The 16,408-nt window shown below is 66.0% G+C and carries 13 protein-coding genes; 9 read left to right on the forward strand and 4 right to left on the reverse strand.

Annotated features, from left to right (window positions below):
- The first annotated feature begins 650 nt into the window (after positions 1–650).
- The 3 genes from QQZ18_RS15800 to QQZ18_RS15810 all read left to right on the forward strand — a co-directional run bounded on the left by QQZ18_RS15800 (position 651) and on the right by QQZ18_RS15810 (position 4,591).
- Positions 651–2,624 (forward strand): M23 family metallopeptidase, encoded by a 1,974-nt coding sequence (locus QQZ18_RS15800; RefSeq protein WP_284541910.1) that lies wholly within the window; start codon positions 651–653, stop codon positions 2,622–2,624.
- Positions 2,625–2,797: 173 nt separating this feature from the next.
- Positions 2,798–3,796 (forward strand): TerC family protein, encoded by a 999-nt coding sequence (locus QQZ18_RS15805; protein WP_284541911.1) that lies wholly within the window; start codon positions 2,798–2,800, stop codon positions 3,794–3,796.
- Positions 3,797–3,877: 81 nt separating this feature from the next.
- Positions 3,878–4,591, forward strand: coding sequence for a DUF554 domain-containing protein (locus QQZ18_RS15810; protein WP_284541912.1), 714 nt, complete (start codon positions 3,878–3,880; stop codon positions 4,589–4,591).
- Positions 4,592–4,646: 55 nt separating this feature from the next.
- Here QQZ18_RS15810 and clpB read toward each other — a convergent pair whose 3' ends face one another.
- The 3 genes from clpB to secA all read right to left on the reverse strand — a co-directional run bounded on the left by clpB (position 4,647) and on the right by secA (position 10,866).
- Positions 4,647–7,241: an ATP-dependent chaperone ClpB gene (clpB, locus tag QQZ18_RS15815; RefSeq protein ID WP_284541913.1), complete on the reverse strand. Its 2,595-nt coding sequence runs from the start codon at positions 7,239–7,241 to the stop codon at positions 4,647–4,649.
- A 199-nt stretch (positions 7,242–7,440) separates the two neighbouring features.
- Positions 7,441–7,908: an iron-responsive transcriptional regulator RirA gene (gene rirA / locus QQZ18_RS15820; protein ID WP_284541914.1), complete on the reverse strand. Its 468-nt coding sequence runs from the start codon at positions 7,906–7,908 to the stop codon at positions 7,441–7,443.
- A gap of 207 nt (positions 7,909–8,115) precedes the next feature.
- Positions 8,116–10,866, reverse strand: coding sequence for a preprotein translocase subunit SecA (gene secA, locus QQZ18_RS15825; RefSeq protein ID WP_284541915.1), 2,751 nt, complete (start codon positions 10,864–10,866; stop codon positions 8,116–8,118).
- 360 nt (positions 10,867–11,226) lie between these two features.
- Between secA and QQZ18_RS15830 the strand changes: the two genes are divergently transcribed.
- From QQZ18_RS15830 to QQZ18_RS15845, 4 genes are all read left to right on the forward strand, one after another.
- A complete protein-coding gene (locus tag QQZ18_RS15830) occupies positions 11,227–12,105 on the forward strand; it encodes a peptidylprolyl isomerase (protein ID WP_284541916.1) in 879 nt (292 codons plus the stop codon).
- A 66-nt stretch (positions 12,106–12,171) separates the two neighbouring features.
- Positions 12,172–13,413 (forward strand): bifunctional glutamate N-acetyltransferase/amino-acid acetyltransferase ArgJ, encoded by a 1,242-nt coding sequence (gene argJ / locus QQZ18_RS15835; protein WP_284541917.1) that lies wholly within the window; start codon positions 12,172–12,174, stop codon positions 13,411–13,413.
- Between the two features lie 71 nt (positions 13,414–13,484).
- Positions 13,485–13,907: an 8-oxo-dGTP diphosphatase MutT gene (gene mutT, locus QQZ18_RS15840; RefSeq protein ID WP_284541918.1), complete on the forward strand. Its 423-nt coding sequence runs from the start codon at positions 13,485–13,487 to the stop codon at positions 13,905–13,907.
- Positions 13,908–14,015: 108 nt separating this feature from the next.
- Positions 14,016–14,213, forward strand: a complete 198-nt coding sequence (locus QQZ18_RS15845; protein ID WP_284541919.1) for a Flp family type IVb pilin — start codon at positions 14,016–14,018, stop codon at positions 14,211–14,213.
- Here the strand turns inward: QQZ18_RS15845 and QQZ18_RS15850 are convergent, their stop codons facing one another.
- Positions 14,214–15,098: a methyltransferase domain-containing protein gene (locus QQZ18_RS15850; RefSeq protein WP_284541920.1), complete on the reverse strand. Its 885-nt coding sequence runs from the start codon at positions 15,096–15,098 to the stop codon at positions 14,214–14,216. It abuts the gene before it with no gap.
- 126 nt (positions 15,099–15,224) lie between these two features.
- Here QQZ18_RS15850 and QQZ18_RS15855 point away from each other — a divergent pair, with 126 nt between their 5' ends.
- Both QQZ18_RS15855 and grxC read left to right on the forward strand, forming a co-directional pair.
- Entirely contained in the window at positions 15,225–16,046 is an 822-nt protein-coding gene (locus QQZ18_RS15855) for a ComF family protein (RefSeq protein WP_446728666.1), read from the forward strand.
- A 48-nt stretch (positions 16,047–16,094) separates the two neighbouring features.
- Entirely contained in the window at positions 16,095–16,349 is a 255-nt protein-coding gene (grxC, locus tag QQZ18_RS15860; RefSeq protein WP_284541921.1) for a glutaredoxin 3, read from the forward strand.
- Positions 16,350–16,408 lie beyond the last annotated feature (59 nt).

Consider the following 16,408-nt stretch of genomic DNA (forward strand, 5'->3'; position numbering starts at 1 on the left):
CCGGTTCTTTAGCTCTTCTTGGTACGACCCTATCCCGAAGGACAGATCCCGTACCGACGAGCCCTAAGCGCCGGCCACGTTTCTCTTTCTTCCTATTCACTTGTCAAAGAACCGAGGAGAACCAGCCCCTCAAACCCGCCGCCTCAGACCGCCGGTTTAGCACCAGCTTCAGGCAACAGAAACTCGCCGGCACCACGTCGCTGCAGCGCCGCCGTCGATGAACGTGCTTATAGGGACCACCGATCTGGCTGTCAACACGGTCTTGTGACACGCGTTTTTCGGCAGCGATAGTCGACTTTCGGCTGATTTCCGGGACTTTTTTGACGGTTATCTATCGAAGCCGGATAAGTTGCCGACATTTTCAGCGAACTTTTCTCTGCCTTATTTTTCACCAGTTGCCCAACACCCCCGGAAACCCGCCATTCGTCGTCTCGATGCCCAACTCCCGCCCCATTTTTCACCGACGGAATGAGGTGGCGGACGCTTTTTCTCCGGAGAAGCGGCACCACCGGTGGAGCCGACATTGACAAGCCGCGACACCGGGCGGCAAAGTCACCGCCAAATTCAAGGAAGGCGCCCGGGTCCGCCGGCATATCCGCGGAGAAGACCCAAGCGCTCCACCATCAACGGGCGGAAGCAAGACACCATCCATGAATGCCGCGCGTCCCCTGCACCGGAACGATAGCGTCGATCTCGGCGACCTGCCGCCGCTTCTGACGTCCGGCGCCCGGGGGCTGCCCGACCGGCGCGGCATTTCGATCCGCTGGCTGACCGGCACGGTGCTCGCCACCTTCGCCTCCACCTTCCTTATGGGCGGCGCACTCTATGCCGCCTTCGATGGCCGGGAGACCATCGCCGAGCCCTCCGGCACCGTCACCCGGTCCGCCCTGGTGATACCGACCCCGGACAACGAACTGATCGCCAAGAGCGACTTCCCGGTCGTCGAGGCCAATCTCGAGCCGGCCCGACAAATTCTCAAGGTGTCGACCATCGCCAAGGACGGCGAGCACGACATCATCCGTCTGAAGCCCTTCGCCAAGGTGTCGACGGCCCTGGTCTCGGACATGGCCGAGATTACCGACCCCATTCCACCCTACAATCCGCTCCGCATCTTCGCCGACGCCAACGCCGGCAGCCCGGAAGGTGGCGAAGCGACGCTCTATGGCGCCGCCGTCGAGAGCGACATGATGATGAAGGTCGCCGACTTCCCGGTGAACGATCCGACGCTCGAGGCGTCCATTCCGCTCGACATCGCCCAGACCGAGCGGATCGTGCGCGAAGCGGCGAGCTTCCTCAACGGCACCAACGTCAAGACTGCTTCGCTGTCGCCGATCGACCAGTCGCGCTTCGACTTCGGTTTTGCCGAACCGTCGTCGCTCGATCAGTTCGGGGTTCGCATCATCCCCGAGAACGTGTCCTTCGTGCCGACCAGCACGGCCGAACCGGCGTCCTCCGGCTCCGGCAACGCCTTCGAGGACCGGCGCGTCGCCGTCGAGGCCGACGAGCCGCTCGAACAGCTGCTGACCGACAACGAGGCGACCGACGACGAAGCCGGCGACATCGTGCTCGCCTTCCACAAGGCCGACCGTCTGCGTCTTCTGAAGATCGGCGACGAGGTTCACATCCGCCTCGCGCCCGACCCCGACGACGAGACGGCGCGCTATCGGCCGATTCTCGTCTCGGTCTATCGCGATGGCGGCCATCTCGGCTCGGTCGGCCTCGGCGACGACGGCTCCTACATCGCGGTCGACGAGCCTCCCGCCGCCGAGCAGGCGGTCGCCGGCAATGACGGCGACGAGAACAGTCCCCGGCCGCGCCTCTACGAGAGCCTTTACGAGACGTCGCTCAAGAACGGAGTGCCACCGGCGCTCATCGACGAGCTGGTGCGCGTCTTCTCCTTCGACCTCGACCTCAATACCCGCATCCAGCCGGGCGACAGTTTCCAGATGGTCTACACCCTCGGCGACGACGGCGAGGAGACCGTCAACGGAGAGATCGTCTTCACCTCGATCACGCTCGGCGGCAAGGAGCGTCGCTTCTACCGCTATCGCGCACCCGACGACGGCACGATCGACTACTATGACGACAGCGGAAAGAGCGCCAAGAAGTTCCTGATGCGCAAGCCGATGTCGGGCGGCACCTTCCGTTCGGGCTTCGGCGCCCGCAACCATCCACTGCTCGGCGTCACTCGCATGCACACCGGCGTCGACTGGGCGGCACCGCGCGGCACGCCGATCATGGCGGCCGGCGACGGCATCGTCACCTATGCCCGCTGGAAGAACGGCTACGGCAACTACATCGAGGTCCAGCACACCAACGGCTACGCCAGCGCCTATGCCCACCAGACCGGCTTTGCCAAGGGCATCAAGGAGGGCGTGCGCGTCCGGCAGGGCCAGGTGATCGGCTATGTCGGCACCACCGGCCTGTCCACCGGTCCGCATCTTCATTACGAAGTGCACGTCAACGGCTCGCCGGTCGATCCGCTCCGCATCAAGCTGCCGCAGGGCCGCACGCTGGACGGCGGCGTGCTCGCCGCCTTCCAGGCGGAACGCGACCGTGTCGACACGCTGCTTGCCGGAGAAAGCCAGACCGCCCGCGCCGCCACCCCGGCCAGCGGCGGCTGACCGGACGGCTCCTCAAGATTCATACGGGCAACACTTGGCCCCCTCTTGAAGGACGGCGAGAGTCGCCCCATTTCAGGCCCGACCCGTAGGTCCGGGCCCCTCTGGCAGAAGCCGCCGGCGCGTCTGCGATGTCGGACCTTTGTCGACGCATTCCGCCGGCAGAGTTCGCAACCTTGGACCTTACCCTCCTCGCCACCCCGTGGCTCGGCACGCCGCTTTACCTCTGGCTGGCCTTTCTCAGCCTCGTCGCCCTGCTGCTCGCCTTCGACCTCGGCGTTCTCCACCGCAAGTCGGAGGAGATCTCCATCCGCCAGAGCCTTGTGCTGTCGAGCGGCTACATCGTCATCGGCCTCACCTTCGGCGCCTTCGTCTGGTGGCACATCGGCGCCGAATCCGGCCTTGCCTACCTCACCGGGTTCGTCATCGAGAAGACGCTGGCGCTCGACAACATCTTCGTCATCGCGCTGATCTTCTCCTTCTTCGGCATTCCCCGGCGCTACCAGCATCGGGCGCTGTTCTGGGGCATCCTCGGCGTCATCGTGCTGCGCGGCATCATGATCGGCGCCGGCGCCACCCTGGTCGCCGAGTTCCACTGGATCCTCTACCTCTTCGCCGCCTTCCTGGTGCTGACCGGCATCAAGATGCTGTTCACCGAGGACAAGGAGCCCGACCTCGACAAGAACCCGCTGGTCGGCTTCCTGCGCCGCCGTCTCAACGTCACCAACGAGCTCGACGGCGACCGCTTCTTCGTGCGCAGACCGCTCGCCGGCAGCGGTCGCCTGGCGCTGCACGCGACGCCGCTGTTCCTGGCCCTGGTGCTGATCGAAGCGGCCGACATCATCTTCGCCGTCGACTCCGTGCCGGCCATCTTCGCCATCACCACCGACGCCTTCGTCATCTACACGTCGAACATCTTCGCCATCCTCGGCCTGCGCGCGCTCTACTTCGCCCTCGCCGCGATGATCCACCGCTTCCGCTACCTGAAGCCGGCGCTGGCCCTGGTGCTGGTGTTCATCGGCAGCAAGGTGTTCGTGGCCGAACTGATGGGGCTCGACAAATTCCCGGCCGCCGTCTCGCTCGGCGTCACTTTCGCGCTGATCGCCGGAGGTGTCGTGGTGAGCCTTCTCAAAACACGGCAGGAAGCCAAAACCTTGCCCACCGCAAACAGCTGATGGAATTATCAATTCGGAGTGAGCCGGCTGGCAGTTGCCAGCCGGAGCGCTATAGAAGGCCGACCCTAATGGAACGGCCTCATGATCATAGGACCCTTTATTAACGGTGCCGCCATCATCCTCGGCACCCTCGGCGGCGCGCTCGTCGCCCATCGCATGCCGGAACGGCTCCGGATCGGCATGCCCCTCGCCTTTGGCGTATCGTCGATGGCCATGGGCGTCGTCTTGATCGCCCACGTCGCCCACATGCCGGTGATGGTGATCGCCACCGTGCTCGGCGCGCTCATCGGCGAGCTCATCCGCATCGAAGACGGCCTCGCCCTCATCGGCGGCCTTGCCAAGCGGCTGGTGGAAAAGGTGGCGACGACGCCACGCGGCATTTCCCACGAGGCCTTCATCGAGAGCTTCGTCGCCATTCTCGTGCTGTTCTGCGCCTCCGGCGCCGGCATCTTCGGCGCGCTCAACGAAGGCATGACGCACGATCCGAGCGTACTGATCGCCAAGGCCTTCCTCGACCTGCCCACCGCCGCCATCTTCGCGACGACGCTCGGCCTATCGGTCGCCACCATCGCCATCCCGCAGATGGCGATCCAGCTCGCGCTGGCCTTCGGCGCCACCCTGCTGATGCCGCTGACGACACCGGCGATGGTCGCCGACTTCTCCGCCACGGGCGGCGTTATGATGCTGGCCACCGGCCTCCGCATCTGCGGCATCAAGATGTTCCCGATCGGCAACATGCTGCCGGGCCTCATCATCGCCATGCCGGTGTCGGCGCTGTGGTCGATGGCGTTCTGAATACAAAACCGGCCGGGTTTCCCCGGCCGGCTGAAAGAGTCACGCTCGCGGTCGATTATGCCGCGACATCCCGGATCTCCGAGAACAGCAGCCGGTCGCTGCCGCCGGTCACCGCCACGGTGTCGCCGTCGCGGACATGGCCGGCCAGAATGCGCTCGGCCAGCGGATCCTGGAGCTGGCGCTGGATCACCCGCTTCAACGGCCGCGCGCCGTAGACCGGGTCGTAGCCCTTGTCGGCAAGCCAGGTCCGCGCGCTGTCGTCGAGCGTCAGCGTCACCTTGCGGTCTTCCAGCAACGCTTCGAGACGCTTGAGCTGGATGTCGACGATGGCGCCCATTTCCGACCGCTTCAGGCGGTGGAACAGCACGATCTCGTCGAGCCGGTTGAGGAACTCCGGCCGGAAGGCGGAGCGCACCACGCCCATCACCTGCTCGCGCACCGCGTCGACGTCCTCGCCCTCCTTCTGATTGGCAAGATACTCCGACCCTAGGTTCGACGTCAGGATGATCAGCGCGTTCTTGAAGTCCACCGTGCGGCCCTGACCGTCGGTGAGACGGCCGTCGTCGAGCACCTGCAGGAGCACGTTGAACACGTCCGGGTGCGCCTTCTCCACCTCGTCGAACAGCACGACCTGGTAGGGGCGGCGCCGTACGGCCTCGGTCAGCGCACCGCCCTCGTCATAGCCGACATAGCCCGGAGGCGCGCCGATCAGCCGCGAAACCGAATGCTTCTCCATGTACTCGGACATGTCGATGCGCACCATGGCGTGCTCGTCGTCGAACAGATAGGCGGCGAGCGCCTTGGTCAGCTCGGTCTTGCCGACGCCGGTGGGCCCAAGGAACATGAACGAGCCGATCGGCCGGTTCGGATCCTGAAGGCCGGCGCGGGCGCGGCGGACGGCCGTTGAAACGGCATGCACCGCCTCGGCCTGGCCGACGACGCGTTTGGCGAGTTCGTCTTCCATCCTGAGCAGCTTCTCGCGCTCGCCTTCCAGCATCTTGTCGACGGGAACGCCGGTCCAGCGCGAGACGACCTGCGCCACGTGATCGGGCGTCACCGCCTCCTCCAGCATGCCGTCGCCCTGCCCGGCCGCCGCCTCGATCGCCTTCAGCTCGGTTTCGATGCCCGGGATGACGCCGTAGGCGAGCTCGCCGGCCCGCTGATACTCGCCCTTGCGCTGGGCAATGGCGAGGTCGTTGCGTGCTTCGTCGAGCCGCCGCTTCAGCTCCGCCGCGTGGCCGAGCTTGTCCTTCTCGGCCTTCCAGCGGGCGGTCAAGGCCGCCGACTCCTGCTCGAGCTCGGCAAGCTCGCGCTCAAGGCGCTCCAGCCGATCGCGCGAAGCGGCATCGGTTTCCTTCTTCAGGGCCTCCTGCTCGATCCTGAGCTGGATCACCCGCCGATCTATCTCGTCGAGCTCTTCCGGCTTGGAATCCACCTGCATCCTCAGGCGAGACGCCGCCTCGTCGACGAGGTCGATCGCCTTGTCGGGCAGGAAACGGTCGGTGATGTAGCGGTTGGAGAGCGTCGCCGCCGCGACGAGAGCCGCGTCGGTGATGCGCACCTTGTGGTGCTGCTCGTACTTCTCCTTGATACCACGCAGGATGGAGATGGTGTCGGGCACCGTCGGCTCGGCGACGAACACCGGCTGGAAACGCCTGGCCAGCGCTGCATCCTTCTCCACGTACTTGCGATATTCGTCGAGCGTGGTGGCGCCGACGCAGTGCAGCTCGCCGCGCGACAGCGCCGGCTTCAGGAGGTTGGAGGCATCCATGGCGCCATCGGCCTTGCCGGCGCCAACCAGCGTGTGCATCTCGTCGATGAACAGGATGACGCCGCCCTCGGCCGCCGTCACTTCCGACAGCACCGCCTTGAGACGCTCCTCGAACTCGCCGCGATACTTCGCACCGGCGATCAGCGCGCCCATGTCGAGGGCAAGCAGCTCCTTGTCCTTCAGGCTCTCGGGCACGTCGCCGTTGACAATGCGCAGCGCCAAGCCTTCGGCGATGGCCGTCTTGCCGACGCCCGGCTCGCCGATCAGCACAGGATTGTTCTTGGTGCGGCGGCTCAGCACCTGGATGGTGCGACGGATCTCCTCGTCGCGGCCGATCACCGGGTCGAGCTTGCCGTCGCGCGCCGCCTTGGTCAGGTCGCGAGCATACTTCTTCAGCGCGTCATAGCCGCTCTCGGCCGAGGCGCTGTCGGCCGTGCGGCCCTTGCGGATCTCGTTGACCGCCGCGTTGAGCGCGTTGGCGGTGACGCCGGCATCCTTCAGGATTTTGGCCGTCCCCGCTTCCGTCTCGATGGCGAGCGCGATGAGCAGCCGCTCGACGGTGACGAAGCTGTCGCCGGCCTTGTCGGCCAGCGCCTCGGCGGTGGAGAACACCTTGGCCGTCGGCGCCGTGAGATAGAGCTGGCCGTTGCCGCCCGAAACACGCGGCATGGCATCGAGCGCCCGGTCGACCGCGGCAAGCGCCCGGCCGGCGTCGCCACCGGCGGCGGCGATCAGGCCGGCGGCCATACCCTCGGGGTCATCGAGCAGAACCTTGAGAAGATGTTCCGGCGCGAATTGCTGGTGGCCGCGGCCAAGCGCCATGGTCTGGGCCGACTGGACGAAGCCACGCGCCCGCTCGGTATACTTTTCGAAATTCATCTGGACATCCTTTCCTGGAGCCCGCGTCCACCGTCCGAAGCCCGGCGGAAGCGTCTGGATATCTTGAGCTTAGGCCACGGCCCTTGCTCCTCGCCGACCAATATGGGGACCGAGGCGAGCGTCGAAAAGGGGCCGCTCAAAAGACAAGGCCCGCCGCGACGGAATCCGCCGGGCGGGCCAAAGCCGATGCAAAACCGGGTCAGGCGCTGGCAAGCGCCGGATGAAGGAGATCGTCGATGCCGAGCGCACCGCGCAGCATGGAGCGGTCCTTGGCGATGTCGGCCACCGTGTAGCGGTCGAGCACGGCGAAGAAGGCGCCGAGCGCCTCGCGCAGCACGCGATTGTACTCGCAGGAAAGGATCAGCGGGCAGTCCTTGCGCCCATCCTCCGAGAAGCATTCCGCCATCTGGAAGCTTTCCTCGGTGGCGGCGATGACGTCGCCGAGCTTGATCTCTTCCGCCGGACGGCCGAGCTTCAACCCGCCGTGACGACCGCGGATGGTCTCGATGAACTTGTGATCCACAAGCACCTTCAGAATCTTGAAAAGGTGCGTCTCCGACATGTCGAAGGTGGCGGCGATGTCAGCGACGCGGCTCGGGCGGTCGGGATTCACCGCGCAATAGAGCAGCACCCTGATCGAGTAATTGGTGGCTTGGGTAAGGCGCATGACACCATCTGATTAAAGAGCTGACACTAAAAGTCAAGATTAATCGTTCAGTTCCAGCATGCGCCTTTGAAGCTGCCGACATAATTCGTGCTATTGCTGATCAGCTTTTCCAAATGGCCTTTCAGGCAACAATATCGACGAATTGTTTATGCCTGACCCCTTCCGTCCGGAAATCGCCGACCTCCGGACGGGCCTGTCGGACAGCCCTCAGGCGAACTGGCCGTGGCAGTGCTTGAACTTCTTGCCCGAGCCGCAGGGACACGGCTCGTTGCGGCCGACATGCCCCCAGGTCGAGGGATCGTTGGTATCGCGGACAACCGGCGTTGCGGCGAAAGCCGATGCCGCACCGATCGGTTCCTCGTCGAGGCCGGTCGCGGGATCGGCATGGTGGGCCGACAGCGCCCGATCGTCGAAGGCCGGCGTCTCGGGCGGCGCCTGGCGCACTTCGACGCGGCAGAGGTTCGCCGTCACCTGCTTACGCAGGTCGTTGAGCAGCGTCTCGAACAGCGAGAATGCCTCGGTCTTGTACTCGTTGAGCGGATCGCGCTGGGCATAGCCGCGGAAGCCGACCACCGAACGCAGGTGGTCGAGATGGGCAAGATGCTCGCGCCAAAGGTTGTCCAGCGTCTGCAGCAGGATGGCCTTTTCGACCCGGCGCATCAGCTCGGGACCGACGCGCTCCTCGCGGCCTGCGAAGTCGGCGTCGGCCGCGGCGATGAGGCGTTCCTCGATCTCCTGGTCGGCGATGCCCTCTTCCTTGGCCCAGTCGGCGATGGGGGCCTCGATGTTCAAGGTCTCGATCACCGCGTCATGCAGCCCCTTGACGTCCCACTGCTCGGCATAGGCGTTCTCGGGAATATGCTGCGCCACCAAAGCGGAAATCACCTCGCGCCGCATGTCGGCGACGGTGTCGGCGACGCTCTCTTCCGTCATCAGCTCGATGCGCTGCTCGAAGATCACCTTGCGCTGATCGTTCATGACGTTGTCGAACTTGAGAAGATTCTTGCGGATGTCGAAGTTGCGCGCCTCGACCTTCTGCTGCGCCTTCTCGAGGGCCTTGTTGATCCACGGATGGATGATGGCCTCGCCGTCCTTCAGGCCGAGCTTCTGCAGCATGCCGTCCATGCGGTCGGAGCCGAAGATGCGCATCAGGTCGTCCTGAAGCGACAGGTAGAAGCGCGACTGGCCGGGGTCGCCCTGGCGGCCGGAACGGCCGCGCAGCTGATTGTCGATGCGGCGGCTTTCGTGGCGCTCGGTGCCGAGCACGAACAGACCGCCGGCGGCCAGCGCCTTGTCCTTGAGACGGACGACGTCTTCGCGGATCTTCGCCTCTCGGGCGTCGCGCTCCGGTCCCGGCGGCACGTCGGCAAGCTTGCGGGCGATCAACATGTCGGCGTTGCCGCCGAGCTGGATGTCGGTACCGCGACCGGCCATGTTGGTGGCGATCGTCACGGCGCCCGGCAGGCCGGCCTGCGAGATGATGTAGGCTTCCTGCTCGTGGTAGCGGGCGTTGAGCACCTGGAACACCGGCTTGTCGCCGTCCATCAGCACGTCCGGATCGCTCTGCTGGAAGCCGCGCTTCTGAAGGAGCTCGGCGAGCTGCTCGGACTTCTCGATGGAGGTGGTGCCGACCAGGATGGGCTGGCCCTTTTCCTTGCAGGCACGAATGGTCTCGACGATGGCGGCGTATTTTTCCTCGACGGTCCGGTAGACCTCGTCATGGTCGTCGATGCGGGAGATCGGCCGGTGCGTCGGAACCTCCACGACTTCGAGGCCGTAGATGTCGGCGAACTCGTCCGCTTCCGTCGAGGCCGTGCCGGTCATGCCGGCCAGCTTCGCGTACATGCGGAAGTAATTCTGGAAGGTGATCGAGGCAAGCGTCTGGTTCTCCGGCTGGATGCGCACGTGCTCCTTGGCCTCCAGCGCCTGGTGCAGGCCGTCCGAATAGCGGCGGCCCGGCATCATGCGGCCGGTGAACTCGTCGATGATGACCACCTCGTTGTCCTTGACGATGTAGTCGCGATCGCGCTGGAACAGCTTGTGCGCCCGGAGGGCCTGGTTGAGGTGATGGACGACCGAGACGTTCTCGACGTCATAGAGAGAACCGCCCTTGAGAAGGCCGGCCGCGCGCAGGCGCTCTTCCATCCGCTCGGTGCCGATCTCGGAGAAGATGGCCGTGCGCTGCTTCTCGTCGACCTCGAAGTCCTCGTCGGCGATGCCGGGAATGAAGGTGTCGATGGTGTTGTAGAATTCGGAACGGTCTTCGAGCGGGCCGGAAATGATCAGCGGCGTGCGCGCCTCGTCGATCAGGATCGAGTCCACCTCGTCGACGATGGCGTAGTGGTGGCCGCGCTGGACCATCTGCGCCTTCTCGTACTTCATGTTGTCGCGCAGGTAGTCGAAGCCGAGCTCGTTGTTGGTGCCGTAGGTGATATCGCAGGCATAGGCCTCGCGACGCTCGTCGTCGGAAAGGCCGTGAACGATGACGCCGACCGAAAGGCCGAGGAAGCGATAGACGCGCCCCATCCACTCGGCGTCGCGGCGGGCGAGATAGTCGTTGACGGTGACGACGTGAACGCCCTTGGCCGGCAGCGCGTTGAGATAGACGGCGAGCGTCGCCACCAGGGTCTTGCCTTCGCCGGTCTTCATCTCGGCGATGTCGCCGTCGTTGAGCACCATGCCGCCGATCAGCTGCACGTCGAAGTGGCGCTGACCGAGGGCGCGCTTGGCCGCCTCGCGCACCACCGCGAAGGCGGGGACCAGGAGCGTGTCGAGCTCGGCTCCTGCGGCGAGCTTCTCGCGGAATTCAACGGTCTTGCCGGCGAGCGCCTCGTCGGAAAGCGCCTCCATCTCCTTCTCGAGCGCGCCGATCGCCTGCACGGCGGGGCGGTAGGAGCGAATGCGACGATCGTTCGCCGAACCGAAAATCTTGCGTGCTAATCCGCCGAGGCCGACCATGGCAGCCCATCCCTTCGATCAAAATTCAATGTACAGACGTTGGAAGGGGGAATGGCGGCGCCAGGAGTTTGGTTCCGGGCCGACCGTTCGCCCGACCTGCCGAGCCACGCTCCATCTATGGCGGGGTCGGAGATATGTCAACGCTGGCCCCATACCGATGGCAGAAATCGGCGCTTCTCGCGGCCGTTCGAACCACCCGCTTTCTGACTTTTTTGCCACCGCCCCTTCGAGTTTCCGAACGGTTGTTTTTTGCCTCTGTCGTCACGGAGAATTTGCCGCCGCGCGCCGAGCGCGCTATAGGGGCTGCCATTACGGTGCCGGCTCGATATCCGGGCGCGGACCGAAGACAGGATCGTCCCGATGAACTTTGCTCCCGCCGCCGGCGCTCGCGGTCGCCTCGGTCTTCTCGCCGCCCTCATTGCGCTGCCGCTTTCCGTGCTGCCCGCCTCGGCAGAAGACGTGGTGGCCCGTGTCAACGGCAAGGATATCACCGCCTCCGAGCTCCAGATGGCTTCCGACGTGTTCGGCGACCAGCTTGCCCAGATTCCCGAAGCGCAGCGCCGCGCGATGCTGGTCAACGCCCTGGTCGACATGCACGTGATGGCCGACGCCGCGCTGGCCGCCGGCACTGCCGACAACCCGAAATACAAGGCGCGCATGGCGTTCCTCGAGGCGCAGGCCCTGCGCAACACCTATGTCGAGGACGAGGTGCAGGCCAAAGTCACCGAGGACGATATCAAGGCCCGCTACGAGAAGGATACCGCCGGTTACGTCGCCCCCGAGGAGGTGCACGCCCGTCACATCCTCGTGAAGACCGAGGACGAGGCCAACGCCGTCCTCAAGCAGTTGGCCGACGGCGGCGACTTCCAGGCCATCGCCAAGGAAAAGTCCGAAGACCCCGGCTCCAAGCAGACCGGTGGCGATCTCGGCTTCTTTACCAAGGGCCAGATGGTACCGGAGTTCGAGGCGGAAGCCTTCTCGCTGAAGCCCGGCGAGACCTCGACCAAGGCCATCAAGACCCAGTTCGGCTACCACATCATCAAGGTCGAGGAACGCCGCGCCCAGCCGATGCCGAGCCTCGATCAGGTGCGCGAGCAGGTGACCCAGGTGGTCCAGCGCGACAAGTATCAGGAGATCCTCGCCAAGATGCGCGAGACGGCCAAGGTCGAGATCCTGCCGCCGCCCGCGGCCCCGGCCGATCCGGCCGCCGCTCCGGCGACGCCCGCTCCCGCCAAGTGATTGGTTCTCCCCCCGGCCGCGCTCGTCGGCCGGGGTCCGCCCGCAGCCTTTCGTGAAGAGCCGAAGATGTCCGGAACCGTGTCCCCGCTCGCTCCCAAATCCCATCCCGAGCTGCCGGCCCTGGAGGGCGTGCGCTTTGCGACCGCCGCCGCCGGCATCAAGTACAAGGGCCGAACCGACGTGCTGCTGGTCTCCCTCGACGAGGGAACCGAGGTGGCCGGCGTCTTCACCACATCCAAGTGCCCCTCCGCCCCCGTGGACTGGTGCCGCGCCAACCTTCCCGTCGGCAAGGCCCGCGCGCTGATGGTCAACTCGGGCAACGCCAACGCCTTTACCGGCAAGAAGGGCCGCGAGACGGTGGAAGCGTCCGCCGCCTATGTCGCATCCGCCCTCGGCATTCCGGCCGGCGAAGTATTTCTCGCATCGACCGGCGTCATCGGCGAACCGCTTGAGCCCAAGAAGTTCGAGGCCGTGCTTGGCGAGCTTTCCGGCCGGCTCGCGCCAGCGCCGTGGATCGATGCCGCCCGCGCCATCATGACCACCGACACCTTCCCGAAGGTGGTGACCGCCACCGTCGATCTCGGCGGCGTCGAGGTGACGATCAACGGCATGGCCAAGGGCGCCGGCATGATCGCGCCCGACATGGCGACCATGCTGTCGTTCATCTTCACCGATGCCCCGCTGGCCGCCCCGGTGCTGCAGGATCTCATCTCCAAGGGCGCCCGGCAGTCGTTCAATTCGATCACCGTCGACAGCGACACCTCGACCTCCGACACGCTGCTGCTGTTCGCCACCGGCAAGGCGGCCGGACGCGGCGCGCCGCGCATCGCCGACCCGGCCGACCCGCGCCTTGCCGCGTTCCGTGCCGCCCTTGAAGGGCTGCTGCTCGACCTTGCCAAGATGGTGGTGCGCGACGGAGAAGGCGCCCGCAAGTTCATCGAGGTCAACGTCACCGGCGCCGTCGACGACGCCTCCGCCAAGCGCATCGCCTTTGCCATCGCCAACTCGCCGCTGGTCAAGACCGCCGTTGCTGGCGAGGACGCCAACTGGGGCCGCGTCGTCATGGCCGTCGGCAAGGCCGGCGAACCGGCCGACCGCGACCGTCTCGCCATCTACTTCGGCGGCATCCGCGTTGCCGTCGAGGGCGAGCGCGACCCCGATTATTCCGAAGACGCCGCCTCGGCCGCCATGCGCAAGGACGAGATCGTCATCCGGGCCGACATCGGTCTCGGCGCCGGGCAGGCCACCGTCTGGACCTGCGACCTCACCAAGGAATACGTCGCCATCAACGGCGACTATCGCAGCTAAGGCTTCCGCTCGAAAAGTCGTGGGCTTTTCGGATCATTCGGTTGCGGGAAACAAACGCCGGAGAGCCGCCGATGAAAATGGTGCTGGTCGTCGCCTGCGCGCTCGTCGACGCCGACGGACGGATCCTGCTGGCCCAGCGGCCCGAGGGCAAGACGCTCGCCGGCCTTTGGGAGTTTCCCGGCGGCAAGCTGGAGCTTGGCGAGCGGCCCGAGGACGCGCTGATCCGCGAGCTCCAGGAAGAGCTCGGCATCGCCGTCAAGCACGCATGCCTTGCCCCGCTCACCTTCGCCAGCCACGCCTACGACGATTTCCACCTGTTGATGCCGCTCTACGTCTGTCGCCGCTGGGAGGGCGACGTGGCCGGTCGCGAAGGGCAGGCGTTGGCCTGGGTCCGGCCTCAGAAGCTGCGCGACTATCCCATGCCGCCGGCCGATGAGCCGCTGATCCCACACCTTCAGGATCTCCTGTCGCCGCTTTCCGGCAACCTTTCGTAACCGACATATACGAAATCATCACGATTTCCCGGCAAGAATGAACCCTGCGCACGCGGCTGGCCGCGCGGCAGGTCAATCATTGCGTTCCCTGAAGGATGAGGCGACAGAATGGCGACGAAGCGCCCGGAACAGCGACAGCGCCGGCCGAGTGCCTTCCTGCGCAATACCGAGGGCGCGACCGCCATCGAATATGGCATCCTAGTGATGATGATCGGCCTGGCCCTCATCGGGATGATGACGCTGACCGACGTCTCCGGCAGCATGAGCAACACGTTCGAGTATCTCGCCAGCAAGATGTCGACGTAATCAGCCGTCCCCCGTCTCGGGCGGGGATTTCAGCGCATCGGCGAGGCGCATCTTGGCGCTGCCCGGCCGAAGCGGCTTCTGCTGGCTCTCGTGCGGCGCCCAGCCCGATAGCGACACCAGCGAAAGACTGGCCCGAACGCGCCCATCGGGATCGCCGAACATCTCCTGATAGGCCGCCGCCACCTCGGCAAACAGCGCCGGTCCGGTCAGGCCGCGTCGACGATCGACCAGAACGCTGGTCGCCCCCATGGCCTTGAGATCGTCCATCAGCGCCAGCGCACTGGAGTAGCGCAGCGTCAGCCGGTCCTGATCGGCCACCGGCAGTGCAAAGCCGGCCCGTTGCAGCAGCCCGCCGAGGTCGCGCACCTCGGCCATCGGCGCGACACGCGGGCTGGCACTGGTGCGACGGCTTTCCGCCGTCAGGAAAGCCTGCCTGAGTTCGGTGAGCGTCTCGCCGCCGGCCAGCACGCCCAGGAACAGGCCGTCGGGCCGCAGCACACGCCGCGCCTCGATCAGCGCACCCGGCAGGTCGTTGGCAAATTGCAGGGCCAGCGAGGATACGACGAGATCGAAGGCACCGCTGGCAAAGGGCAACGCCTCGTCGTCGATCACCACCGCGCCGCCACCATCGACACCCGAAACCAGAAGGTCGGCGCGCACCACTGCGTCGACCCGGCCTGCAGCGATCCGCGACGCCAGCGTACCGGTCGGGTCGCCGACGACCAGTGCCCGCGAAAAGTGCCGGTCGACGGCAGCGAGGCGATCGGCCAGATCTTCCGCCGCCAGCGTCAGGAGAAAATCGGCGCCCGTACGCCGCTCGGCGAGCGCTCGCGCCCGGCGGCGCGCGAACAGAGAGCGGTCGAAGATCACGGCAGTCATCGGCAAACCTCGGGCCAAGGGGTCGACAGGATGTAGGCGGGCAGCGCCGAGAGGTCAAATCGCAGGTGGCATCCCCCTCTGGCAGCAGCCGATTGCGCGTGCTTTATTCCCCCTGCAACCGGCGAACTCACCATGGCCGCAGACTCCGATCCTTGGCTCCCCCTTGCTGCCGGTGCGTCACGCCGGCGGGCGACAAAACTCAATGCCCTGGCAACCACGCAGCGCCTGGTTCGAGCCACCTTCAGCGGGATTGCCGACCTCATGCTGCCACCGGCCTGCCCGGTCTGCCGCGTTCGCCTCGGCAGTGCCGGCGGTCTCTGCCCCGACTGCTGGCAGGGCGTGCGCTTCCTGGAGCGCCCGTGGTGCGAACGGCTCGGCACGCCGCTTCCCATCGACCTTGGCCCCGGCATACTCTCAGCAGCCGCCGTCGCCGACCCTCCGGCCTTCGCCCGCGCCCGCTCGGCAGTCTCCTACGAAGGCCCCGTACCGGACCTCGTCCACGCCTTGAAATACGCCGATCGTACCGATCTCGCCCCCATGCTCGGCGCCTGGATGGCGCGGGCGGCGCACGAACTCGTCGGCGACGCCGACTTGCTGGTGCCGGTGCCGCTGCACTGGGGGCGGCTCGCCAGCCGCCGCTTCAACCAGGCGGCCCTGCTCGCCCAGCACGTGGGCCGCCTCACCGGCCTGCCGGTCGCCACGCGCCTGCTCCTGCGGACGCGCCGCACTCCACGGCAAGTCGGGCTTGGGCGGGAGGATCGGGAACGCAACATGCGCGGCGCCTTCATGGTGCCCGAGGCGAGGAAAGCGGCGCTCGCCGGCCGCCGGCCCATCCTCGTCGACGATGTGCTGACCACCGGCGCCACCCTGGAAGCCGCCACCCGTGCGCTGCTTGCCGCCGGGGCCGCGGCCGTCGACGTGCTGACGCTGGCGCGGGTTGTGGCGCCGAGCTGAAGCGGGCTATAGATTCATATCGAAACCGTTCATTCGAGGAGGCCAGCCATGGTTCCCGTCACCATCTACACCCGAGAAGGCTGCGGCTATTGCGTCAGGGCCAAGGCGCTCCTGAACAAGAAGGGGGCCGCCTTCACCGAGATCGACGCCGGCAGCGATCGCGCCCTCAAGGCGGAGATGATGCAGCGCTCCGGCCGTTCCACCTTCCCGCAGATCTTCCTAGGCAACACGCATGTCGGCGGCTGCGACGATCTTTACGCGCTCGATGCCGAAGGGCGCCTCGACGCCCTCCTCGCCGGATAGAGCGCGAGAGAGCATACCTTATTGAGTCGATGCATTTTCATCATGCGAACCCTGCTGGT

It is taken from the genome of Pleomorphomonas sp. T1.2MG-36, assembly GCF_950100655.1.
GTDB lineage: Bacteria > Pseudomonadota > Alphaproteobacteria > Rhizobiales > Pleomorphomonadaceae > Pleomorphomonas.